The sequence below is a fragment of the Caulobacter sp. ALps2 genome (assembly GCF_058681635.1).
Genome location: NZ_CM178743.1, coordinates 2,314,834 through 2,335,306, shown reverse-complemented (window position 1 = coordinate 2,335,306; position 20,473 = coordinate 2,314,834). Strand labels below are relative to the sequence as shown.

General features: G+C 67.6%; 27 protein-coding genes and 1 other RNA gene. 12 read left to right on the top strand and 16 right to left on the bottom strand.

The features are described 5' to 3' along the window. Positions 1-20 precede the first annotated feature (20 nt). The 3 genes from ruvB to ruvC all read right to left on the bottom strand — a co-directional run bounded on the left by ruvB (position 21) and on the right by ruvC (position 2,291). A complete protein-coding gene (ruvB, locus tag ACW173_RS11245) occupies positions 21-1,061 on the bottom strand; it encodes a Holliday junction branch migration DNA helicase RuvB (protein ID WP_492085403.1) in 1,041 nt (346 codons plus the stop codon). Between the two features lie 112 nt (positions 1,062-1,173). Continuing rightward, the gene (gene ruvA / locus ACW173_RS11240; RefSeq protein WP_492085401.1) at positions 1,174-1,788 is read right to left on the bottom strand and encodes a Holliday junction branch migration protein RuvA; all 615 of its coding nucleotides are present in this window, start codon (positions 1,786-1,788) and stop codon (positions 1,174-1,176) included. Beyond that, the gene (gene ruvC, locus ACW173_RS11235) at positions 1,785-2,291 is read right to left on the bottom strand and encodes a crossover junction endodeoxyribonuclease RuvC (RefSeq protein WP_492085978.1); all 507 of its coding nucleotides are present in this window, start codon (positions 2,289-2,291) and stop codon (positions 1,785-1,787) included. Before ruvC ends, ruvA begins: the two co-directional genes overlap by 4 nt. A 123-nt stretch (positions 2,292-2,414) precedes the next feature. Here ruvC and ACW173_RS11230 point away from each other — a divergent pair, with 123 nt between their 5' ends. Next, positions 2,415-3,836 (top strand): M20/M25/M40 family metallo-hydrolase, encoded by a 1,422-nt coding sequence (locus ACW173_RS11230; RefSeq protein ID WP_492085400.1) that lies wholly within the window; start codon positions 2,415-2,417, stop codon positions 3,834-3,836. A gap of 69 nt (positions 3,837-3,905) precedes the next feature. After that, positions 3,906-4,187, top strand: a complete 282-nt coding sequence (locus ACW173_RS11225; RefSeq protein ID WP_492085399.1) for a hypothetical protein — start codon at positions 3,906-3,908, stop codon at positions 4,185-4,187. Here ACW173_RS11225 and ACW173_RS11220 read toward each other — a convergent pair whose 3' ends face one another. Genes ACW173_RS11220 through ACW173_RS11205 form a run of 4 tightly spaced genes read right to left on the bottom strand, consistent with a single transcriptional unit; the run spans position 4,188 to position 7,624 of the window. Continuing rightward, positions 4,188-5,120: a nucleoside hydrolase gene (locus tag ACW173_RS11220; RefSeq protein WP_492085397.1), complete on the bottom strand. Its 933-nt coding sequence runs from the start codon at positions 5,118-5,120 to the stop codon at positions 4,188-4,190. A 38-nt stretch (positions 5,121-5,158) separates the two neighbouring features. Then, a complete protein-coding gene (locus ACW173_RS11215; protein WP_492085396.1) occupies positions 5,159-5,854 on the bottom strand; it encodes an MgtC/SapB family protein in 696 nt (231 codons plus the stop codon). A 34-nt stretch (positions 5,855-5,888) separates the two neighbouring features. Next, complete coding sequence (locus ACW173_RS11210; protein ID WP_492085394.1) at positions 5,889-6,869, bottom strand: phosphoribosylaminoimidazolesuccinocarboxamide synthase; 981 nt, start codon at positions 6,867-6,869, stop codon at positions 5,889-5,891. Next, entirely contained in the window at positions 6,869-7,624 is a 756-nt protein-coding gene (locus ACW173_RS11205; RefSeq protein WP_492085392.1) for a YebC/PmpR family DNA-binding transcriptional regulator, read from the bottom strand. Before ACW173_RS11205 ends, ACW173_RS11210 begins: the two co-directional genes overlap by 1 nt. A 145-nt stretch (positions 7,625-7,769) precedes the next feature. Between ACW173_RS11205 and ACW173_RS11200 the strand changes: the two genes are divergently transcribed. Beyond that, complete coding sequence (locus ACW173_RS11200; RefSeq protein ID WP_492085390.1) at positions 7,770-8,420, top strand: glutathione S-transferase family protein; 651 nt, start codon at positions 7,770-7,772, stop codon at positions 8,418-8,420. A 50-nt stretch (positions 8,421-8,470) separates the two neighbouring features. Here ACW173_RS11200 and ACW173_RS11195 read toward each other — a convergent pair whose 3' ends face one another. The 4 genes from ACW173_RS11195 to ssrS form a co-directional block, all read right to left on the bottom strand. After that, on the bottom strand, positions 8,471-8,884 hold the full coding sequence (locus ACW173_RS11195; protein WP_492085388.1) for an organic hydroperoxide resistance protein: 414 nt from the start codon (positions 8,882-8,884) through the stop codon (positions 8,471-8,473). A gap of 63 nt (positions 8,885-8,947) precedes the next feature. Next, positions 8,948-9,781 carry a TIGR00282 family metallophosphoesterase gene (locus ACW173_RS11190; RefSeq protein ID WP_492085387.1) on the bottom strand — a complete coding sequence of 278 codons (834 nt, stop codon included), beginning with the start codon at positions 9,779-9,781 and terminating at the stop codon, positions 8,948-8,950. Positions 9,782-9,803: 22 nt separating this feature from the next. Continuing rightward, positions 9,804-10,412, bottom strand: coding sequence for a 5-formyltetrahydrofolate cyclo-ligase (locus tag ACW173_RS11185; RefSeq protein WP_492085385.1), 609 nt, complete (start codon positions 10,410-10,412; stop codon positions 9,804-9,806). A gap of 34 nt (positions 10,413-10,446) precedes the next feature. Further along, positions 10,447-10,609, bottom strand: a non-coding RNA gene (gene ssrS / locus ACW173_RS11180) — 6S RNA. A 110-nt stretch (positions 10,610-10,719) separates the two neighbouring features. Between ssrS and ACW173_RS11175 the strand changes: the two genes are divergently transcribed. Then, the gene (locus ACW173_RS11175; protein WP_492085383.1) at positions 10,720-11,001 is read left to right on the top strand and encodes a type II toxin-antitoxin system ParD family antitoxin; all 282 of its coding nucleotides are present in this window, start codon (positions 10,720-10,722) and stop codon (positions 10,999-11,001) included. Continuing rightward, positions 10,998-11,144 carry a type II toxin-antitoxin system RelE/ParE family toxin gene (locus ACW173_RS11170; RefSeq protein WP_492085382.1) on the top strand — a complete coding sequence of 49 codons (147 nt, stop codon included), beginning with the start codon at positions 10,998-11,000 and terminating at the stop codon, positions 11,142-11,144. The genes ACW173_RS11175 and ACW173_RS11170 overlap by 4 nt, the downstream gene beginning before the upstream one ends. Before the next feature lie 109 nt (positions 11,145-11,253). Here ACW173_RS11170 and ACW173_RS11165 read toward each other — a convergent pair whose 3' ends face one another. Together ACW173_RS11165 and ACW173_RS11160 are read right to left on the bottom strand one after the other, a co-directional pair. Continuing rightward, the gene (locus ACW173_RS11165; protein WP_291880144.1) at positions 11,254-11,580 is read right to left on the bottom strand and encodes a cell division protein ZapA; all 327 of its coding nucleotides are present in this window, start codon (positions 11,578-11,580) and stop codon (positions 11,254-11,256) included. Positions 11,581-11,583: 3 nt separating this feature from the next. Further along, a complete protein-coding gene (locus tag ACW173_RS11160) occupies positions 11,584-11,973 on the bottom strand; it encodes a hypothetical protein (protein ID WP_492085379.1) in 390 nt (129 codons plus the stop codon). Positions 11,974-12,187: 214 nt separating this feature from the next. Between ACW173_RS11160 and gap the strand changes: the two genes are divergently transcribed. From gap to fba, 3 genes are all read left to right on the top strand, one after another. Continuing rightward, on the top strand, positions 12,188-13,195 hold the full coding sequence (gene gap, locus ACW173_RS11155; RefSeq protein WP_492085377.1) for a type I glyceraldehyde-3-phosphate dehydrogenase: 1,008 nt from the start codon (positions 12,188-12,190) through the stop codon (positions 13,193-13,195). An 80-nt stretch (positions 13,196-13,275) separates the two neighbouring features. Next, on the top strand, positions 13,276-14,478 hold the full coding sequence (locus ACW173_RS11150; RefSeq protein ID WP_492085375.1) for a phosphoglycerate kinase: 1,203 nt from the start codon (positions 13,276-13,278) through the stop codon (positions 14,476-14,478). 142 nt (positions 14,479-14,620) lie between these two features. Next, positions 14,621-15,712, top strand: coding sequence for a class II fructose-bisphosphate aldolase (gene fba, locus ACW173_RS11145; RefSeq protein WP_492085373.1), 1,092 nt, complete (start codon positions 14,621-14,623; stop codon positions 15,710-15,712). 72 nt (positions 15,713-15,784) lie between these two features. Here the strand turns inward: fba and ACW173_RS11140 are convergent, their stop codons facing one another. From ACW173_RS11140 to ACW173_RS11130, 3 genes are all read right to left on the bottom strand, one after another. Continuing rightward, positions 15,785-16,474: a DUF1109 domain-containing protein gene (locus ACW173_RS11140; RefSeq protein WP_492085371.1), complete on the bottom strand. Its 690-nt coding sequence runs from the start codon at positions 16,472-16,474 to the stop codon at positions 15,785-15,787. Positions 16,475-16,636: 162 nt separating this feature from the next. Beyond that, entirely contained in the window at positions 16,637-17,275 is a 639-nt protein-coding gene (gene nrsF, locus ACW173_RS11135) for an anti-sigma-F factor NrsF (protein ID WP_492085369.1), read from the bottom strand. Then, positions 17,262-17,801 carry a sigma-70 family RNA polymerase sigma factor gene (locus ACW173_RS11130; protein ID WP_492085367.1) on the bottom strand — a complete coding sequence of 180 codons (540 nt, stop codon included), beginning with the start codon at positions 17,799-17,801 and terminating at the stop codon, positions 17,262-17,264. The genes nrsF and ACW173_RS11130 overlap by 14 nt, the downstream gene beginning before the upstream one ends. A 204-nt stretch (positions 17,802-18,005) precedes the next feature. Between ACW173_RS11130 and ACW173_RS11125 the strand changes: the two genes are divergently transcribed. From ACW173_RS11125 to ACW173_RS11110, 4 genes are all read left to right on the top strand, one after another. After that, complete coding sequence (locus ACW173_RS11125; protein WP_492085365.1) at positions 18,006-18,290, top strand: BufA1 family periplasmic bufferin-type metallophore; 285 nt, start codon at positions 18,006-18,008, stop codon at positions 18,288-18,290. 150 nt (positions 18,291-18,440) lie between these two features. Then, positions 18,441-19,271: an MNIO family bufferin maturase gene (gene bufB, locus ACW173_RS11120; RefSeq protein ID WP_492085363.1), complete on the top strand. Its 831-nt coding sequence runs from the start codon at positions 18,441-18,443 to the stop codon at positions 19,269-19,271. Further along, positions 19,264-20,016: an HvfC/BufC family peptide modification chaperone gene (locus tag ACW173_RS11115; protein WP_492085362.1), complete on the top strand. Its 753-nt coding sequence runs from the start codon at positions 19,264-19,266 to the stop codon at positions 20,014-20,016. Before bufB ends, ACW173_RS11115 begins: the two co-directional genes overlap by 8 nt. Further along, positions 20,013-20,459, top strand: a complete 447-nt coding sequence (locus tag ACW173_RS11110; protein WP_492085360.1) for a DoxX family protein — start codon at positions 20,013-20,015, stop codon at positions 20,457-20,459. The genes ACW173_RS11115 and ACW173_RS11110 overlap by 4 nt, the downstream gene beginning before the upstream one ends. Positions 20,460-20,473 lie beyond the last annotated feature (14 nt).

The window sequence follows — 20,473 nt, the reverse complement described above, 5'->3', positions numbered from 1 at the left end:
TTTACTAAACTCCCTACATGTCACTCGTCGAACAGCGCGCCCTGCGCCGTCCCCGGCGGGGCGGCCGGCGGGGTCAGGCCCAGGTGGAGATAGGCCTTGCCGCAGGCCATGCGGCCGCGCGGCGTGCGCTGGATGAAGCCCTGCTGCATCAGATAGGGCTCGATGACATCCTCGACGGCGTCCCTGGCCTCGGCGATGGCGTAGGCGATGGTCTCCACGCCCACCGGGCCGCCGCCATAGTGTTCGATCATGGCCCGCAGGTAGCGGCGATCCAGGCTGTCCAAGCCCACTTCGTCCACTTCAAGCCGGGCCAGGGCCAAGCCGGCGGCCTTGCGGTCGATGACGGCCGCGCCGTCGGCGGTGGCGAAGTCACGGACCCGGCGCAGCAGGCGGCCGGCGACGCGCGGCGTACCCCGGGCGCGCTTGGCGATCTCGTCGGCCCCGTCCTCGGACAGCGGCGCGCCCATCTTGCGGGCAGCGCCCAACAACACGTGGCGCAGCTCGGCGGGCGTATAGAACTCCAGCCGGATCGGGATGCCGAAGCGGTCGCGCAGCGGGGTGGCCAGCATGCCCGCCCGCGTGGTCGCCGCCACCAGGGTGAAGGGCGCCAGATCGATGCGGATCGAGCGCGCCGACGGCCCCTCGCCGATCACGAGGTCCAGCACATGGTCCTCCATGGCCGGATAGAGAATCTCCTCGACGTTCGACGACAGCCGGTGGATCTCGTCGATGAACAGGACGTCGTTCGGCTCGAGATTGGTCAGGATCGCGGCCAGGTCGCCGGGCTTGTTCAGCACCGGGCCCGAGGTGGCGCGGAAGTTCACGCCCAGCTCGCGGGCGACGATCTGGGCCAGGGTGGTCTTGCCCAGGCCGGGCGGGCCGAACAGCAGCACGTGATCCAGGGATTCGCCCCGCCCCTTGGCGGCCTCGATGAAGATCCGGAGGTTGCCCTTGGCCTGCTCCTGGCCGACGAATTCGGCCAGCGTCTGGGGGCGCAGGGCGCGGTCGGTCGCCGGGACCTGGTCGCCGTGCTGGGCGTCGCCGGAGATGATGCGGGTCACTTGCCCCCTCCGCGCTTCGCGCTCCTCCCCCGGAGGGGGAAGAAGAGCCGGGCGCCCTTCCGCCCGCCTTTGGGGGCGGACGATCTGCGCAGCAGGTCAGGTGGGGGGAGCCTCATCGTCCAAGCTCCTGCAAGCCGGCCTTGATCAGCGCCTGGACGGTCGCCTCTTCGCCCAGTTGGGCGGCGGCGGCCTCGACGACGCGGCGGGCGTTCACCTCGGCGACGCCCAGGCCCATCAGGGCGGCGACGGCGTCACCAGTGGGAGCAGGCTTGGCGGGCGCCGTTTTCGCCGCGCTGGGCGCGGTCATCAGCACCGGCCCGTCGGTGATGGGCTTGTCCTTAAGCTCGGTGACGATGCGCAAGGCCAGCTTGGGCCCGACCCCGCTGGCGCGGCCGACGGCGGCCTTGTCCTCGCGGGCGACCGCCGAGGCGAGCTCGGCCGGCGACAGCACGTCCAGCACCGCCATGGCCGCTTTCGGGCCAACGCCCTGGATGGCCTGCAACAGCACGAACGCCTTGCGATCCTCGCGCGTCGCGAAGCCGTAGAGACGCAGGCCCGCGCTCTCGCTCCACTGGCTCTCGATGTGCAGCAGGGCCTCGTCGCCAAGCGCGGGCAGACGTTGCAGCGTGCGGTGGCCGCAGCGGACAACATAGCCGACGCCCATGACGTCGATCAGGGCCTCTTCCTCACCGATCTCGGCGATGGCCCCGCGAAGGCGACCGATCATGCGACTCTCCTCGCTGTGCGGGCGTGGGCGTGAGCGATCGCCACGGCCAGGGCGTCGGCGGCGTCGGCCGTCGGCGAGCCGGCGGTCGGCAGCAGGCGAGCGATCATGAAGGCGACCTGGGCCTTGTCGGCGCCGCCGGTTCCGACCACCGCCTTCTTGACCATGGCGTTGGAATATTCGGCCACGAGCAACCCGGCGCGGGCCGGGGCGATCATGGCGGCGGCGCGAGCGTGGCCCAGCTTCAGGGTCGACTGGGCGTTGGTGTTGACGAAGGTCTCCTCGACCGCCGCCTCATCGGGCTTGTGCTGCTCGATCACCGCGCAGATCCCCTCGAACAGGTGCAGCAGGCGATCGGAGAAGGCGCCCTTGTCGTCCGGCGCGATGACCCCGTGGGCCACATGCGTCACCCGCGAGCCAAGCACGCTGACGACGCCCCAGCCGGTGCGGCGGAGGCCAGGATCAAGGCCAAGGATACGAATCGCGTTCATCATGTGTTCTCGCAACATCGTCTGTCCCGCCCCCGAGGAAAAGCCCCTGTATTGCTAACGAGGGGTTAAGCACGGCCTCTTGCGCGCGGTCGTCAGGCGAGCTCTGTTCGCCCCTTAAGGTCATTGGGGAGAGTACGAATGAAGCGGGCGGTATTGATGACGGCGGGCGCCTTGATGGCCCTGGCCACCGGAGCGGCGGCGCAGACCGCCGAACCGCCCAAGACCGTCCGTCCCGACCAGTTGGCCTTCCGCGACCTCTACAAGGAGCTGGTCGAGATCAACACCACCCTGTCGGTCGGCTCGTGCACAGCCGCCGCCGAGGCCATGGGCGCGCGGCTGAAGACGGCCGGCTTCCCGGCCGAGGACGTCAAGGTCGTGGTCGCCGATGGCCATCCGAAGGAAGGCAGCCTGGTCGCCATCCTCAAGGGGACCGACACGAAGTCCAAGCCGATGCTGCTCCTGGCCCACATCGACGTGGTCGAGGCCAACCGCGCCGACTGGACCCGCGACCCGTTCAAGCTGGTCGAGGAGAACGGCTACTTCTTCGGGCGCGGCACGTCGGACGACAAGGCCCAGGCGGCCATCTGGGTCGACAGCCTGATCCGCCTCAAGCAGGCCGGCTATAAGCCCAAGCGCGACATCAAGCTGGCCCTGACCTGCGGCGAGGAAAGCGAGGCCTATAACGGCATCGAGGACCTGGTGAAGAACCACCGCCCCCTGGTCGACGCCGAGTTCGCGCTGAACGAAGGCGCGGATGGCCTGCTGGACGAACACGACAAGCCGGTGGTGCTGGAGGTCCAGGGCGGCGAGAAGGTCTATCAGGACTTCACCCTGACCGTGACCAACCCCGGCGGCCACTCCAGCCGCCCCGTGCCCGACAACGCCATCTACCAGCTGTCGGCGGCGCTGGATCGCATCGGCGCCTATGGCTTCCCGGCGCGCTTCAACGACGCCACGCGGGGCTACTTCACCAAGATGCAGGCCCGGGTGAACCCCGATCAGGCCGCGGCGATGAAGGCCTTGGTGGCCAATATCAACGACCCGGTCGCGCTGAAGGCCGTCGCCGCCGACCCGATGTGGAACTCGATGCTGCGCACCACCTGCGTGGCGACCATGGTCAATGCCGGCCACGCGCCCAACGCCCTGCCCCAACGCGCCACGGCCAACGTCAACTGCCGCATCCTGCCGGGCACGCCGACCGAGGAGGTCCGCGCCAAGCTGGCCGAGCTGGCCGCCGACCCGATCGCCGTGACCCTGGCCCATGAGCCCAACAGCGTCTCGCCGCCCCCGCCCCTGACGCCGGCCATCATGGGTCCGATCGAGAAGGAAGCCGCCAAGCTGTGGCCCGGCGTGCCGGTCGTGCCGATCCTGCTGACCGGCGCCACCGATGGCGTCCACACCAACGCCGCCGGCATCCCGACCTATGGCGTCAGCGGCATCTTCGGCAGCTCGGACGGCGACGGCATCCACGGCCTGAACGAGCGCGTGCGGGTCAAGTCGCTCTATGACGGGCGGGATTTCCTGTACGCCCTGATCAAGGACTATGCGGGCGGCAAATAAAGCTGGCCGGTTGGTCTGGAACCATCGCTCCGGCTACCCACCTAGGCGTCAACCACATGGGAGCCGCCGATGGTCAGTACGTCGGACGATGGGATCCTGGCCGAGTACATGGTCAGCTACTGGTCGATGAAGCACGAGAAGATCGACCGCCCGACGAGGCTCCTCGAGACCCTCTACATAACCGAGCGCTACCAGGCCGGCGAAAACCTGCGCGAGGCGCGCTCGGCCTATGACCACGCCGTCTGGAACGGCGTCCCGGTCGCCGAGATGGATCGCCGTCTGGCCGAGCTCGACCAGTTCATGCGCGATCTGGTCCGCGAACGCGCCGCCCAGTGGGGTCAGCCGCACTAGCTAAGCGGCTTCCACCGCGCCCCAGCCGAATAGCCCGCCCAGGATCAAGCGCTTTACGGCCTCGATGTCGACGCCCGCGCAGACCTCGGCATTCGGGGCGCCGTCGATGCGTTCGATCCGGCCCAGGCGCTCGCCGTCGACGATGACCCGCAGCCGAGCCGGTTCGAAGGTGAAGAGCTCGGGGGCGACGAGGCTGGCGGCGGCCACGGCGTCGTGCGGCCGGCAGCCCTCGCCGCCCCAGACTTGCTGATGGAAGGCGATATAGGCCTGGGCGGCCTTGGTCAGGCGCTGGGACAAGGGCGAGCCGCAGCAGACCGCGCCCTTGGCCAGGTCGGCGGCCGTGACCTCGACCTGATGGCTGATGTCCAGCGGCATCAGGCGCGGCATGACCCCGGCCTCCAGCGTGCGCTGGAACGCCTCCGGGTCGCTCCAGGTGTTGAAGTCCGCGCCCCCCTTGGCCTTGCCTTGGACGGCGAAGGCGCCGGCCATGATCGTCGGCCGCCAGGCGCGGAAGGCGGCTGGGTCTTCCAACGAGGCCTTGGCCAGGTTGGTCAGCGGTCCCAGGAACAGGCCGCCCAGCTTGCGACGGGCGGCGAAGGCCAGGAAATTGGCCGAATGACCGCGCTCCAGCTCGGGCAGTTTCCAGCGCTGGGAGAAGCCGGCGCCGTTCAGGCCGTCGACGCCGTGAGCCGGCCGCATGCGCTCGACCCGGCGCTTGGCCAGGCCAACGCCGGCCCCGATATAGACCTCGGCCCCGCAGCCGGCGAGTCGCAGAACCCCCCGAGCATTGGCGGCGGCCTGATCCACATAGGTGTTGCCGAACACGGCCGAGACCGAGACCACCTCCACCGCCTGCCGCGAGCGCGCCATCAAGGCGAGCGCCAAGGCGTCGTCCACGCCGCAGTCGGTGTCGATGTGAACTCGCAGAACCATGTGACGCAGTCTAGCGGGGCGGTGTGACGGCGAGAAGATCAGTCCTTACGCGGCAGGATATCGAACTCGACGACGCGGGAATCCTCGCGCAGCCGATCGGCCACCGCCGACAGCGGCAGGGAGTCCTTGCCCGAGAACATGCCGGACAACTCGAAGATTGTTCCGCCCTCGACCAGCCGTTGCTCCAACCGCGCGCCCTTGAGGCCGAAGGCGCTCAGCAGGTCACGGAAATCACCCTCGCGCAGTATCGTCTCGCGCCGCGAGCGCACGCGGATCTCGGCGAAGTTCTTTTGCGGCATGCGATGGTCGAGAAAGCGGGCGGCGCTGAGGACCAGCAGGGTGATCACCGTCCCGACCACGGCCAAACCGTAGAGACCGACCCCGAACAGCGTGCCAATCGCCGAAGTTATCCACAGGGACGCCGCCGTGGTCAGGCCGTGCACCGAGAAGCCCTGCTGGAAGATCACCCCGCCGCACAGGAAACCGACCCCGGTCAGCACGCCGTGCGCCATCCGCACCGGGTCGATCCGCACGACGTCCAACGGCGTGTCGTTCATCCACCGCACCTGGTGGACGGCGGCCATCATCAGCAGGGCCGAGGCCAGGACGACCAGCACGTGAGTGCGCAGACCGGCGGGCCGGCTGCGATATTCGCGCTCCAGCCCGATCGCCCCGCCGGCGATCACCGCGCCCACGATGGGCAGATAGTCTTGGGGAGACAGCAGCCAGTCCATGCCGGCTGTAACGGACGGAGAGCTTGAGTGATCCCTAGCCGGCCAGGTAGCTGTCCAGGTTGCGCCTTACGCGCTCGAGCACCGGCTCGGCCGCATCCGGCCTCGCGAAGGTCTGGCCGGTGATCGTCTCGAACGCCTCGATATAGACCTCGGAGGTCTGTTGGATCAGAGCCTCGGGAATCTCCGGAATCGCGTCGGCATAAGGATCGCAGCGCTGCGCCACCCAGGCGCGGACGAAGTCCTTGTCGAAGCTGTCGGGACGCTCGCCAGCCTCGAACCGGGCCTGGTAGGTCGCGGCCTTCCAGAAGCGGCTGCTGTCGGGCGTGTGGATCTCGTCGGCCAGCACGATACGGCCGTCGGCGTCGAGGCCGAACTCGTACTTGGTGTCGGCCAGGATCAGGCCACGCTCGGCGGCCAGCGCCTGACCGCGCGCGAACAGGGCCAAGGCGTAGGCGCTGAGCCGCGCCCATTGGTCGGCCGTCAGCAGGCCCTGTTCCAGGATCTGGGCGGGCGATAGCGGCGCGTCGTGGTCGCCGTCGGCGGCCTTGCTGGTCGGGGTCAGGATCGGCTGGGGCAGGCGCTGGTTGGCGCGCAGGCCGTCAGGCAGGGTCACGCCGTACATCTGGCGCTCACCCTTGTTGTACAGGGTCAGGATCGAGGTCGAGGTGGTCCCGGCCAGATAGCCGCGCACCACCAGCTCGACCGGCAGCATTTGCAGCCGCTGGCCGATCAGCACGTTCGGGTCGGGATAGGCAAGGACGTGGTTGGGGCAGATGTCGGCGGTGACGTCGAACCAGTAGCGCGCCGTCTGCGTCAGCACCTGGCCTTTGTACGGCACGGCGCACAGGATCCGGTCGAAGGCGCTGAGCCGGTCGGACGCGACGATCACCCGGCGGCCGTCCGGCAGGTCGTAATTGTCCCGCACCTTGCCGCGATAGTGGTTGGGCAGGCCGGGCAGGTCGACTTCCGTCAAGGCGTTTGGCGCCAGGGCGTTCGGGTGATCGGCGGCGGACATCAACCCAGCTTCGCCAGGTCTTCGTCGCTGATGTCCTCGTTCGAATAGACGTTCTGGACATCATCGTCCTCGTCCAGCAGGTCGAGCAGCTTCATCAGCGTAGCGACCGAGTCACCGGTGACCGGCACCTGCATCTTCGGACGCCAGGCGATCTTGGTGTTCGACGCCGCGCCGAACTTGGCTTCCAGGGCGGCGGCCACTTCGTTCAGGCTCTCGAAGGCGGTGTAGATGGTGTGGCCTTCGCCCTCCTCGTCCATGTCCGAGGTGACGTCGTCGGCGCCGGCCTCGATGGCCGCTTCCATCATGTCGTCTTCCGACGCGACCTTGGCCGGGTAGGTGATCTGGCCCACGTGATCGAAGTTGAAGGTCACCGAGCCGGTGGCCCCCATGTTGCCGCCGATCTTGGTGAAGTAGGACCGGACATTGGCGGCGGCGCGGTTCTTGTTGTCGGTCAGCACCTCGACGATGATCCCGACGCCACCGGCGGCGACGCCTTCGTAACGGATCTCCGAGTAGTCGGCCGCGTCACCCATCTGCGACTTCTTGATCGCGCGGTCGATGACGTCCTTGGGCAGGCTCTCGGCCTTGGCGTTGTTCACGGCCAGGCGCAGGCGCGGGTTCATGGCCGGATCGGGCAGGCCGGTCTTGGCCGCGACGGTGATTTCCCGCGACAGCTTGGAGAACAGCTTGGAGCGCGCGGCGTCGGCGCGGCCCTTGCGGTGCATGATATTCTTGAATTTCGAGTGGCCGGCCATTCGGAGGCTCTGTCTCTGATCTGAAAAATGGAGTGTGGGCGCTTCTAGCGTCCGGGGGCGGGTTTTGTCACCCCCACGGACAGCTTGCGCATTTCGGGCAAGGTATATAGTTAAGCATTGACTTAAGTATATGGGAGCGACCGCCATGAGCCTGACGCTGCACGCCCACCCGCTGGCCTCGTTCTGTTGGAAGGTTCTGATCGGCCTCTACGAGAACGCGATCCCATTCGAGAACGTGCTGGTCGACCTCGGCGACCCGACCGCGCGCGAGGCGTTCCTGAAACTGTCGCCGATGGGCAAGATGCCAGCTCTGCGGGATGACGCGCGGGGCGAGACGGTGATCGAGACCACGATCATCCTCGACTATCTGGACGCCCACTATCTCGGCCGCGTGCGGTTCACGCCGGCCAATCTCGACTTCGCCTGGCGGATGCGGTTCTGGGACCGGTTCTTCGACAACTACGTCCAGACGCCGATGCAAAAGATCGTCGCCGACCGCCTGCGCCCGCCGGAAGCCAAGGACGGCTTCGGCGTCGACGAGGCCTACGGCCAACTGGCCCAGGCCTGCGATCACCTGGAGAGCGTGCTGGCCGATGGCCGCTCGTGGATGTGCGGCGACTTCGGCCTGGCCGACTGCGCGGCGTTCCCGGCGCTGTTCTATGCCGACAAGGTCCAGCCGTTCGAAGGCCGCTGGCGTCTCTGCGGTGAATACCTACAGCGCCTGAAGGACCGGCCGTCGGTGCAGCGCGTGCTGACCGAGGCCGAGCCCTTCTTCAAGTTCTTCCCCGAGGGATGATGTTCGCGGCGCGCCCGGGCGGCGAAACGCTCACACTTCGACTAGCGCGCCTATGCGACCTCGAGCTGCACATCGACGTTGCCACGGGTCGCCTTCGAGTACGGACAGACCTCGTGGGCGGTGTGCAGCAGCTTCAGCGCCGTTTCGCGGTCCAGCTCCGGGGCGTTCAGCTTCAGGCGCACGGCGATGTGGAAGCTGGTCTCGTCCTTGATCAGGTCGACTTCGCTGTCCAGGCTGTGCTCGCCCAGCTTGACGCCGGTGTTGCGGGCCACCAGGCCCAGCGCGCCCAGGAAGCAGGCGCCATAGCCGGCCGCGAACAGCTGCTCGGGATTGGTGCCGCTGCCGTCACCGCCCAGCGACTTGGGATAGCCCAGCGTCACGTCCAGGTGACCGTCGTCGGTCCTGGCGGTCCCTTGGCGGCCGCCCACGGCGTGGGCCTTGGCGGTGTAGATGGCGTCGGTCATGGAGGGCTCCTCTGAAGGTGGCTGTCGACAGCCAACGCCCAACGCATGACGAAAGCAATCGTGTCAGACCTCGGGAATGCTCTGCCGCAGGCGTCCGCCCACGCGGATCGGCTCGACCCGGACGGCCAGACCGGTGCGGTCGTCGGTCTCGACGAACACGCCGCACACCGTCGCCGGACCCGAGGCCGGCGTGTAACGCCCGCCGCTGATCTTGGTGGTGAACCGGCGCAGCGGCTCGTCCTTCTGGTTGCCGATCACGCTGTCATAGTCGGCGCAGGCGCCGGCGTCGGTCTGATAGGCGGTGCCGCCCGGCAGGACCTGGCAGTCGGCGGTCGGTACGTGGGTGTGGGTGCCGACCACCAGCGAGGCGCGGCCATCGCAATAGTGCCCCATGGCCATCTTCTCGGACGTCGCCTCGCAATGCATGTCGACGATCACCGCGTCGGCCACCTGGCCCAGCGGGGCCTTGTCCAGCTCGCGGTCGGCGGCGGCGAAGGGGTCGTCCATGGCGTCCATGTGCACCCGGCCCAGCAGGTTGACGACGAACACCGTCTTGCCCGAGTCGGTCTGGAACAGGTGGCTGCCGCGTCCCGGGGCGTCGGACAGGATCGGGTAGTTGGCCGGGCGGATCAGGCGCGGCTCGCGGACGATGTAGGTCAGGGCCTCGCGTTGGTCCCAGCTATGGTTGCCCAGGGTCAGGCAGTCGGCGCCGGCCTCGAACAGCTCGCGGGCGGTGTTCTCGGTGATGCCGAAGCCGGCCGCCGCGTTTTCGGCGTTGATGATCACGAACTCGAGGGAGAGCCGGCGGCGAAGATCGGGCAGATGGTCGGCCAGGCCGTCGCGGCCCGACTTGCCGACGACATCGCCGAAGAAGGCGAAACGCATCGAAAGTCCCAAGGAAGAGGAGTGGATCGAGCCTTCAGCGGCTCATGTCATTGACGGCCATATACTCTTTTTCGGTGAGAATGGCGTCCAGCCTTTGATCGTGCGGCTCGTGCGGCAGATTTTCCACCTGCTGGCCGCTGTAGGCCAGGCCGAGGACGAAGATCTTCTTCGTGGCGCGCAACGCCTCCAGCGCCCGGTCGTAGTAGCCGCCGCCCTGCCCCAGCCTCAGGCCGTCGCGCTGGAAGGCCAGTAGCGGCGTGATCACCAGATCGGGCTGGACCATCGGCGCTTCCGGCGGAGGGCCGCGCAAACCGATGGCGTCGTGGACCAACGGCGCCGTTCGGTCCCAGCGTCGGAACACCATCTCGCCATCGTCCTTGTCCAGCACCACCGGCAGCGCCAATGCCCAACCCGCTGCCGCCAACTGGTCGGCCAGGATGCGCGGCGACACCTCCGAACCGAGGCCGTGATACAGGGCGGCGATCTTGCCTTCCGGGTTCGGGAACAGCCTGGTCAGCGGCTCGCGGGCCGCCTCGGCGATCATCCAGTCGGCTTCGGGATGTTCGAGGGCCAGCTGCTTACGCTGGTTCCGCAGGAAAACGCGCAGCGCGATCTTGGCCGCGAGGGGGTCGGCGATGGTCATCGACCGCTTATAGCGTTTTCAGAGGAAGAAAGGTGGCGGCGCCGCGAAGAACCGTGAAGACGTTTCAATCCACTCGAACCTGTCAGTAACAGGTGGGCCCCGTGTTCCCGCAGCCACGGCCACGGGAGGGAACAGGTCCCGATAGAGAGATTAAGGTCCCTGGGAATAGAAATCTTCGACGAGAGCCACAGCAAGACCCGCCGTTGAACAAGATAGGGCTTCGGAGGTGGGAAAGCCAGGGGCGGTGTGTCGCGGACAGCGGTATGCATCCTTCATACCGCCTGATATCGTCGTGGCGGAGGCCCACATGACCACCGTCAGCAAACGCACTGTCAGCCTGCCCGCCGAACAGTCACGCTACATCGACGACCTCGTCGCGGCGGGAACATATGCGTCCGCAAGCGAAGTCGTTCGCGCTGGCGTGCGCGCCCTGCAGGAACGAGACGCGGCCGTGGAACGCTGGCTGCGCGAAGACGTCGCCCCCGTCTATGACGCGATGCTCGACGATCCGAACCGAGCCATCGACGCAGCTGAGGTCTTCGCTTCGATCCGCGCCCACCATGCTGATCGCCTGAAGACCAAGCCGTGACGCGAAAGATCGTCTTTTCGCCTGAGGCCCGTGACGATCTTTTCGAACTCTATCGATACATAGCCGAGCGCGGCGCATCGAACGCCGCCATGGCCTACATCGCGCGGATAGACAAGGCGCCGCGCCAGCCTCGCGACTTCTAGGTTTCGAGCGAAAAACCGAAATCGCTTTCCACGTCACGCTCGACGCCGTCGTAATCGACCGGATTTTTCACGGCGGGCGAGAGGTCGATGTCGAGTTCGACGGCTGAGACTACTCCGCCGCCAGTTTCTCGATCTTCTCCGCCGCCGCGTCGAGCGCCCGGATCGCGGCGATCTCGGCCTTGGTGCCTTCCTGGTTCAGGCGACTGATCTCGGCGTTGGCGTGGGCCAGGCGCAGTTTCATGTCCGACAGCTCGTCGGCCAGCAGCAGGGCGCCCATCAGGAAAAGCCGGGTCTCGCCCAGCTGGCCGACGTCGGAGCTGACCTGTCGGACCTGGCGGTCGAACAGGCGCGCCAGCTCGGTCAGGTGCGGCTCCTGGCCGTCCTCGCAGCCGACCATATAGGGGCGGCCGTTCACATGGATGGTCACCTGCGCCATGGGTCAGCCCTCCCTAGGGTCGTCGAACAGGTCTTCGTCCTGTTCGGGTGGAACCGTCTGAGCCTCGTCCTCGCCGTGCTCATGATCGTCGTTGGCCACGGCCTCGTCGCCCAAGGCCGATCGGATCTCGGCGATCGCGCGCCCCAGGGCCGCCGAGGCTTGCTCCCCGGCCTCTTCCAGCGCTTTTTCGCGCTCGCGGGCGGCGTCCAGATCCGCGATCAGACGGGCGCGCTCGTGGTCGTCGAAAAGGCTCGGCTCGGCCAACGCCAGGCCCGGCGCGGGCGCGCGAACGGTCTCGGCCGCCTGGGCCGCGAGACGCTGTTCCAGCAGACCGACCGCACGCTCCAAGCGGCGCACGGCGAGGTCGAGGGCCGTACCGTCGGCCGGGATCATCGGCGGATTTCCATCATGCAACGCAACATATAGATCAGCCCCGTCTATGCCAGACGCCGGGGCGAGATTTGGGCGATGCGGAGGCCATAGCAGCTTTCAGGGAAAGGTTGTGAGTTTCTCGGACTTGACTTCCCGCCTATCCCCCGCAAAACGCCACCCCAAATAGGGAACGCTGGTCGAGCACGGCTGGCGGCCATAATCAGGAGAAAGACCCATGGCTATTCGCGTCGCCATCAACGGCTTCGGCCGCATCGGACGTCTGGTCCTGCGCTCTATCGCCGAGCATGGCCGCCGCGACATCGAGGTCGTCTCCATCAACGACCTGGGTCCGGTCGAAACCAACGCCCACCTGCTGCGCTACGACAGCGTCCACGGCCGCTTCCCGGGCGTGGTCACGTCGGGCGAGGACTGGATCGACGTCGGCATGGGCAAGATCAAGGTCACGGCGATCCGTGATCCGAAGGACCTGCCGCACAAGGACCTGGGCGTCGACATCGCGTTCGAGTGCACCGGCATCTTCACCGCCCGCGACAAGGCCGCCCTGCACCTGGAGGCCGGCGCCAAGCGCGTGCTGGTCTCGGCTCCCGCCGACGGCGCCGACAAGACCATCGTCTACAAGGTCAACCACGAGACCCTGACCGCCGACGACATCGTCGTCTCGAACGGCTCGTGCACGACCAACGCCCTGGCCCCGGTCGCCAAGGTCCTGCACGACCTGGTCGGCATCGAGCGTGGCTACATGACCACGATCCATAGCTACACCGGCGACCAGCCGACGCTGGACACCATGCACAAGGACCTCTACCGCGCCCGCGCCGCGGCCCTGAGCATGATCCCGACCTCGACCGGCGCCGCCAAGGCCCTGGGCCTCGTTTTGCCGGCCCTGAAGGGCAAGCTGGACGGTTCGTCGATCCGCGTCCCGACGCCGAACGTCTCGGTCATCGACCTGAAGGTCGTCCCCTCGCGCGACACCACGGTGGACGAGGTTAACGCCGCCCTGAAGGCCGCCGCCGACGGTCCGATGAAGGGCGTGCTGTTCACGACGACCGACCCGCTGGTCTCGTCGGACCTGAACCACATCGCCGCCAGCTCGACCGCCGCCCTGCCCCAGACCCAGGTCATCGAGGGCAAGCTGGTCCGCGTGCTCAGCTGGTACGACAACGAGTGGGGCTTCGCGACCCGTATGAGCGACACGGCCCTCGAGATGGCCAAGTTCCTCTAAGGAACCGAGATACCCAACCCCCGCTCCTTACCAGGAGCGGGGGTTTTCCTTGCCCGATATCCGTTGCCCAGGACGCCCAGATGACCTTCCGCACTCTCGACACCGCCGATCTCGCCGGCAAGCGCGCCCTGGTCCGGGTGGACTTCAACGTCCCCGTCGAGGGCGGCCCAAATGGCCAGCAAGTCACCGACGACACCCGCCTGCGCGCGGCGCTGCCGACCATCCACTACCTGTCCAAGCAAGGCGCCAAGGTCGTCCTGCTGGCCCACTTCGACCGTCCCAAGGGCAAGGTCGTGCCGGAAATGAGCCTGGCCTTCGTGGCCGAGCCGCTGAGCAAACTTCTGGAACAGCCGGTCGCCTTCGCCTCCGACGCGATCGGTCCTAAAGCCGCCAAGGTTGTCGACGGCCTCGAGAACGGCGGCGTCGCGCTGCTGGAGAACGTCCGCTTCCACGCCGGCGAAGAGACCAACGACGCCGACTTCGCCAAGGCGCTGGCCGCCAATGGCGACGTCTATGTCAACGACGCCTTCAGCGCCGCCCACCGCGCCCACGCCTCGACCGAAGGCCTGGCCAAGCTGCTGCCGGCCTATCCGGGCCTGTCGATGCAGCGCGAACTGGAAGCGCTGGACGCCGCGCTGGGCAACCCGAAGAAGCCGGTGATCGGCATCGTCGGCGGCTCCAAGGTCTCGACCAAGCTGGACCTCCTGAACAACCTGGTCGCGAAGCTGGATCGCCTGGCGATCGGCGGCGGCATGGCCAACACCTTCCTGTTCGCCCAAGGCCACGACGTCGGCGGTTCGCTCTGCGAAAAGGACCTGGCCGACACCGCCCGCGAGATCATGAAGAAGGCCGACGCCGCTGGCTGCGAGTTGCTGCTGCCGGTCGACGTGGTCGTCGCCAAGAAGGTCGCGCCTGGTGTGGAAACCGCTGTCCGCGCGCTGAACGAAGTGCAAGCCGACGACCTGATCCTGGACGCCGGTCCGGAGAGCGCCAAGCGCCTGCTGGCGGCCATGGACGCAAGCAATACCCTGATCTGGAACGGCCCGCTTGGTGTGTTCGAAGTCCCTCCGTTCGACGAAGCGACGGTTTCGGCGGCAAAACACGCTGCATCGCTGGCGAAATCGGGTAAACTCGTGGCGGTCGCGGGCGGCGGTGATACTGTCGCTGCACTGAACCACGCGGGCGTGTCGGCCGACTTTACTTTCGTCTCGACCGCCGGCGGCGCGTTCCTTGAATGGATGGAGGGCAAGACGCTTCCGGGCGTCGCCGCGCTCGAAGCCTAAAGACCCTTTTGCTGGCGCGGATCGTGCAGATCCGCGTTCAGTCTGTGCCAGACAGATTACCCGGGCAGAGAACGCACAAGCGTCACGGCCCCAACAACAAGAAACGACCTCAACCTACTTCACGCTTGCAGGAGAGAATTACGTGGCTCGCATCACGCTGCGCCAGCTGTTGGACCATGCCGCCGAGCATGAGTACGGCTTGCCCGCCTTCAACATCAACAACATGGAACAGGGCCTGGCGATCATGGAGGCGGCTGAAGCCGTCAACTCGCCGGTCATCATCCAGGCCTCGCGCGGGGCGCGGAACTACGCCAACGACATCATGCTGGCCAAGATGATCGACGCCCTGGTCGACATCTATCCGCACATTCCGGTCTGCATGCACCAGGACCATGGCAACGGCCCGGCGACCTGCGCGACGGCGATCCAGTACGGCTTCACCTCGGTGATGATGGACGGTTCGCTGATGGAAGACGCCAAGACCCCGGCATCGTACGAGTACAATGTCGAGGTCACGCGCAAGGTGGTCCAGATGGCCCACAGCTGCGGCGTCTCGGTCGAGGGCGAGCTGGGCGTGCTGGGCTCGCTGGAGACCGGCATGGGCGAGGCCGAGGACGGCCACGGCTTCGAAGGCAAGCTGTCGCACGACGAGTTGCTAACCGATCCGGACCAGGCGGTCGACTTCGTCGCCCAGACCGGCGTCGACGCCCTGGCCATCGCCATGGGCACCAGCCACGGCGCCTATAAGTTCACGCGCAAGCCGGACGGCGACGTCCTGGCCATGAACGTGATCGAGGAAATCCACCGCCGCCTGCCCAACACCCACCTGGTGATGCACGGTTCCAGCTCGGTCCCGCAGGACCTGCAGGACATCATCAACCAATACGGCGGCGAGATGCCCCAGACCTGGGGCGTGCCGGTTGAAGAGATCCAGCGCGGCATCAAGCACGGCGTGCGCAAGATCAATGTCGACACCGACAACCGCATGGCCATCACCGGCGCCATCCGCAAGATCCTGGTCGAGAAGCCGCACGAGTTCGACCCGCGCGCCTATCTCAAGCCCGCCAAGGAAGCCATGCGAAAGGTCTGCCAGGCTCGTTTCGTCGAGTTCGGCTCGGCCGGCCATGCCGACAAGATCAAGGCGCTGTCGACCGCCACGATGGCCAAGCGCTACAGCTCGGGCGAACTCCACGCCAAGTTTGGCGCCGATTCGGCCAAGGCCGCCGCCGAGTAAGGCGAGCTAGCGATTGAAGACGAAGAGGCCTCCCGGATCGCTCCGGGAGGCCTTTTTCATTCGGCAGTCAGTCTATTCTGCGGCAAGCGCCAGAAAGCGGCGGCGACGGGCGAGCAGCTTGATCGAGCCGGCCCCGATGGCGCCGCTGACCAGCATGGCCAGCGTGAACCACGGACCCACGAAGGCGTAGGTCCCCTGCCAGCAGTGCAAGCCGTCGACCGTCGCCGCGACGCCCCCACAAAAGAGTCCGGCGGCGAATCCGGTGGGCGCGGGCCGAAGCAGGTCGACGTCGCGCAGGCCATAGGCGGTCAGGGCCAGCATCGGCGCGGCGATAACCAGCACATTGCCGATGCAGACGAAGGCGTTGGGCCAGTGCAGCGCGACCAGAGCGGCCGGGCTCATGGCCACGCTCTGGACGCCGGCCGCGATCAACATGGCGCAAGCCGCCGCGCCGGCCGGCGCCAGGGCCATGACGCCGGCCTTACGTCCACGCGCCAACCACGTGGTGGCGACCAGGGCGCAGCCCGCGACACCGGCCGGGTAGACGGCCTTGATCCAGAAGAAGGTGTGGCCGGCCGCCACGGACAGGTCGGGCCTCAGATCCAGCCACAGCAGGATCATCAGTACGCCGGCTAGCGCGCCAGCGCCGGCGATCTCGACTAGCCGCCAGGGCAGGGTCGCGGTCGACCAGATAGGCGCGCCGAGGCCCGCGCCGCTCGCTCCCCGATCGTCCGGGGAGGCAAGGGTGTCGTCGATCGTCACGCGCCTCTCCCCACAGAGCCGGCCGGCGGTTTCAGTAGCGCTTATCGCGGATCAGTCGCAAAAGCGCCGGCACTTCAATTGACGGAACGACGGTTTGTCAATCGACCGGAAGGCGACGATACGAAACTTGATCGTCGCGAGTTCTGGGGACACGGGGTCTGCCTACCAGCGCAGCGTCCAGCGCCCTACCATCGCGCCGAGGGCGGCCAGGGCCAGTACGCCGAGGCTGTACCAGAGGGCTACGAAGGTGAAGGTGTTCTCGGCGCAGTGAAGGCCATAAACGGTGGCCGCCACGCCGCCGGCGAACAGGCCCGTGGCGAAGCCGGCGGCGGCCGGCCGGGTGGGCGCCATGCCGCGCACGGCCCACAGGCCCAGGGCCAGCATCGGCAGACCCAGCACCAAGATATTGCGACTGCAGACGTGCCAAGAGTGACCGCGCAGCATGCGCAGGGTCATCTGGATGTCCGGGCTCGTGATCGCCTGGACGATCCCCGCCAAGCCGAACAGGGCCAGCACCGCGCCGCCCAGCATCCAGCCGCGCCGCCCAGAGCCCGCCGGCCGCGCCAGGCGTTCGATGGCCAGATAGCCGGCCGTGCCTAGCGCCCCGGTATAGAGCGCCTTCATCCAGAACATGCCGCCACGCATGGCGGGCATCAGGTCGTGTCGCGTGTGCAGCCAGGCTAGCACCAGCATCAGGGCCGCCAGGGCGCCCAGCCCCGCGACGATCGCCAGGCGTTTGGGCGGCGCGCGCGTCGGCTCCCTGTCCGAGGCGAGGGCGTCGATCAGATCATCCGTCCGCACGACGCATCCTTTCGGCCAGCGCTTTCAGCGCCCGGTGCAGGGCGACCTTGGCCGCGCCTTCGGAAATGCCCGCGCGGGCCCCGGCCTCGGCGAGGGACAGGCCGGTCAGCTTGACGTCGGCGACGAGGGTGCGCTGCTTGTCGGGCAGGGTGGCCAGGGCGCGATCCAGCTCCAGGCCGACGCCGGGCTCCGGCTCATCGGCCGCCAGGAACTCGATATGGTCCTCGATCGGCAGGGTCTGGCGGATCTTCCGCCGCCGCCAGTGGTCGATCAGCTTGTAGCGCGCCACCGCATGCGCCCAGGCGGTAAACGACTGGGACGAGTCCCACGTCGATCGCTTGAGATGCACCGCCAGCAGCGTCTCCTGCACAAGATCCTCCACATCGCCGGGCGCGCCGGACATCCGGCGCGCGAAATAGGCGCGCAGCCGGACGCCGAGAACGGCCAGACACTCGCGATAGGCGGCGGCGTCGCCGTCCAGCGCGCGCAGCATCAGCGCCTTCAAACGGGTCTCGGTATCCGTCACGCCTGCCCCTATTCGCGCGCGAGGGCCGGATGGTTACACGGTGTCGCGCCGCGCCGGAACCAGCCGAAAACGCCGCGCCGAAATTTTGTTCGCCCCGTTTTTTGTTTTTTGGCCGGTGTAACCTTCGGGGCGGAGCCTTCGTATCTCCCTTCGACCGGGCGACAAGATGTCGCGTCGGCAAGAAACATCTCCAGGAGAAACCCCATGAACCGCACCGCCGCCACCGCCGCCCTCGCCGCTGTCCTGGCCCTCTCGGCCGGCGTCTCGATGGCTTCCGCCGATGACCACATGAAGGGCAAGGGCGACCAGGAAAAGTGTTACGGCGTCGCCAAGGCCGGCGAGAATGACTGCAAGGCTGGCGCTGGCACCTCGTGCGCCGGCACCTCGAAGGTCGACTACCAGGGCGACGCCTGGAAGATGGTCAAGAAGGGCACCTGCGTCACGATGAAGACCCCGAAGGGCATGGGTTCGCTGACGCCGAAGATGTAATTCCACACTCCGTGTCCCCGGCGAAAGCCGGGGTCCAGATGGAAGAGCGCGGACGTGATTTCCACGATCTCAGCGCTCTTCCAGTCAGCTCCAATGCTTTGAGATCTGGGTCCCGGCTTTCGCCGGGAGACGGATTCCCGAGAGCTTCCCATGACCCCCACCGCCGGCCTCGGCCTCAAGTCCCAGCACTATGACGACGCGCTCGCGTGCGCCGCGCCGGGCCTGTGGTTCGAGGTCCATCCCGAGAACTACATGTCGGCCGGCGGGCCACGCCTGTCCGCGCTGGAGGCCGTCCGCGCGCGCCACCCGCTGTCGCTGCATGGCGTGGGCCTGTCGCTGGCCGCCGACGCCGATCCCGACGCCGAGCACCTGCTGGCCCTCAAGCGTCTGGTCGAGCGGTTCGAGCCCTTCGTTGTCTCCGAGCACCTAGCCTGGTCGACCCATCGCGGCGCGCATCAGCCCGACCTCCTGCCCTTCCCGCGCACGAACGCCGCCCTGACTCGCATCGCCGCCAATATCGGCGGCGTGCAGGACGTCCTGGGACGCCAAGTTCTGATCGAGAACCCGTCCCTCTACCTGCCCCTGACCGGCCATGATCTGGACGAGGTCGGCTTCCTCACCGCCCTGGTCGAGCGCACCGGCTGCGGCCTGCTGGTCGACGTCAACAACGTCTTCGTCAGCGCTCGCAACCTCGGCTACTCGGCCGAGGCCTATCTGGACGCCCTGCCCGCCTCCGCGATCGGCGAGATCCACCTGGCCGGCCATGGCGTGGACGACGGTGGCTCGGGCCTCTTGATCGACACCCACGGCGCGCCAGTCGCCGAGCCGGTCTGGGCGCTCTATCGCCGCCTGATCCGCCGTATTGGCCCGCGCCCCACGCTGATCGAGCGCGACGATGACATCCCCGCCTTCTCGGCTCTGATGGCCGAGCGCGACCGCGCCGGCGGCGAGCTCGCCGCCTTGGAGACGGTCGATGCCTGAACTGCTCGACTTCCAGGACGCCTTCGTCGCCGCCCTGGCCGGAAGCCCGTCGGCCCTGTCGCCCTGGCTGCCGCCGGGCGAGGGCCAGGCCGGCCTGTCGGTCTACCGCAACACCATCGCCAAGGGCTGCGTCGACGCCCTGGCCGCCAACTTTCCAACCGTGCTGTCGATGGTCGGCGAGGACTGGTTCCGCGCCGCCGCCGCCTTGTTCGCCCGCGAAGCGCCGCCGGCCAGCGCCGCCCTGCTGGACTATGGCCAGGCCTTCCCCGCCTGGCTGGAACGCTTCCCGCCGGCCGACGACTTGCCGTACCTGGCCGGCGTCGCCCACCTGGACCGCCTCTGGACCGAAGCCCTGTTCGCCGCCGAGACCCCGGTCCTGACGGCTCAGGCGCTGGCGGCCTTGGCGCCGGAGGTCTTGGCGACGACGTCCCTGCCGCCGCATCCCAGCGTCCGCTTGGCCAGCTTCGAGGCTGGCCTGCCCAGCCTGTGGTCGGCGGCCCGCGCTGGCCGCGAGGATCTGGAGCTCTCCGAGCACGCGGAAACGCTCCTATGCGTCCGCGCCAAGGGCGCGGTCATGCATCGCGTGATCGGCGTGGCCGAAACCGCGTTCCTGCACGCCTGCCGGGACGGCCTGACGTCCGCCGAAGCCGCCGAGCGCGCGCTGTTGGCCGATCCCACCGCCAACCTCGCCGCGCTGTTCGCGACCCTGATCGCCGACGGCGTCTTTATGGAAATAGACCGATGACCGCTTTCACGCTCCGCGCCCCTTTCGACGCCTTCGCTGACGTCGCCCGCAAGGTGCTGACCGAGGACGTCCTGGCCCTTGTCACACGCTTTGGCGTCGCCGCGATCTTCTTCCAGTCGGGCCGAACCAAGGTCGACGGCGTCCTGCACATCACCGACGGGACCTATTCGCTGTTCGAGAGCGAGTACCACGTCCCTCTGCTGTCGCCTGTCGTGGCGGCGCACGCGGCCACCTATGCCGAGCACCTGTTCTCGATCCTGCTGGTGCTGGGTCTGTTCACCCGCCTGTCGGCCCTGGCCTTCCTGGGCATGACGGCGGTCATCGAGATCTTCGTCTATCCCGACGCCTGGCCGACCCACCTGTCGTGGGCGGGCCTGCTGCTGTTCTTGATCGCGCGCGGCGGGGGCAAATTCAGCCTGGATCGCCTCTTCAAGATCGCCTGACGTCGACACGGCGC

What these genes read in the sequence shown, in the direction of transcription:
- gap (WP_492085377.1), top strand. Translation starts at nt 12,188, where the DNA reads ATGGCTATTCGCGTCGCCATCAACGGCTTCGGCCGCATCGGACGTCTG.
- ACW173_RS11115 (WP_492085362.1), top strand. Translation starts at nt 19,264, where the DNA reads ATGCCTGAACTGCTCGACTTCCAGGACGCCTTCGTCGCCGCCCTGGCC.
- ACW173_RS11200 (WP_492085390.1), top strand. Translation starts at nt 7,770, where the DNA reads ATGAGCCTGACGCTGCACGCCCACCCGCTGGCCTCGTTCTGTTGGAAG.
- ruvA (WP_492085401.1), bottom strand. Translation starts at nt 1,788, where the DNA reads ATGATCGGTCGCCTTCGCGGGGCCATCGCCGAGATCGGTGAGGAAGAG.
- ACW173_RS11230 (WP_492085400.1), top strand. Translation starts at nt 2,415, where the DNA reads ATGAAGCGGGCGGTATTGATGACGGCGGGCGCCTTGATGGCCCTGGCC.
- ACW173_RS11165 (WP_291880144.1), bottom strand. Translation starts at nt 11,580, where the DNA reads ATGGCGCAGGTGACCATCCATGTGAACGGCCGCCCCTATATGGTCGGC.
- ACW173_RS11185 (WP_492085385.1), bottom strand. Translation starts at nt 10,412, where the DNA reads ATGACCATCGCCGACCCCCTCGCGGCCAAGATCGCGCTGCGCGTTTTC.
- ACW173_RS11225 (WP_492085399.1), top strand. Translation starts at nt 3,906, where the DNA reads ATGGTCAGTACGTCGGACGATGGGATCCTGGCCGAGTACATGGTCAGC.
- ACW173_RS11160 (WP_492085379.1), bottom strand. Translation starts at nt 11,973, where the DNA reads ATGATCCCGGCCGACGGTACGGCCCTCGACCTCGCCGTGCGCCGCTTG.
- bufB (WP_492085363.1), top strand. Translation starts at nt 18,441, where the DNA reads ATGACCCCCACCGCCGGCCTCGGCCTCAAGTCCCAGCACTATGACGAC.
- ACW173_RS11215 (WP_492085396.1), bottom strand. Translation starts at nt 5,854, where the DNA reads ATGGACTGGCTGCTGTCTCCCCAAGACTATCTGCCCATCGTGGGCGCG.
- ACW173_RS11125 (WP_492085365.1), top strand. Translation starts at nt 18,006, where the DNA reads ATGAACCGCACCGCCGCCACCGCCGCCCTCGCCGCTGTCCTGGCCCTC.
- ACW173_RS11175 (WP_492085383.1), top strand. Translation starts at nt 10,720, where the DNA reads ATGACCACCGTCAGCAAACGCACTGTCAGCCTGCCCGCCGAACAGTCA.
- ACW173_RS11150 (WP_492085375.1), top strand. Translation starts at nt 13,276, where the DNA reads ATGACCTTCCGCACTCTCGACACCGCCGATCTCGCCGGCAAGCGCGCC.
- ACW173_RS11210 (WP_492085394.1), bottom strand. Translation starts at nt 6,869, where the DNA reads ATGTCCGCCGCCGATCACCCGAACGCCCTGGCGCCAAACGCCTTGACG.
- ACW173_RS11195 (WP_492085388.1), bottom strand. Translation starts at nt 8,884, where the DNA reads ATGACCGACGCCATCTACACCGCCAAGGCCCACGCCGTGGGCGGCCGC.
- ACW173_RS11220 (WP_492085397.1), bottom strand. Translation starts at nt 5,120, where the DNA reads ATGGTTCTGCGAGTTCACATCGACACCGACTGCGGCGTGGACGACGCC.
- ACW173_RS11110 (WP_492085360.1), top strand. Translation starts at nt 20,013, where the DNA reads ATGACCGCTTTCACGCTCCGCGCCCCTTTCGACGCCTTCGCTGACGTC.
- ACW173_RS11205 (WP_492085392.1), bottom strand. Translation starts at nt 7,624, where the DNA reads ATGGCCGGCCACTCGAAATTCAAGAATATCATGCACCGCAAGGGCCGC.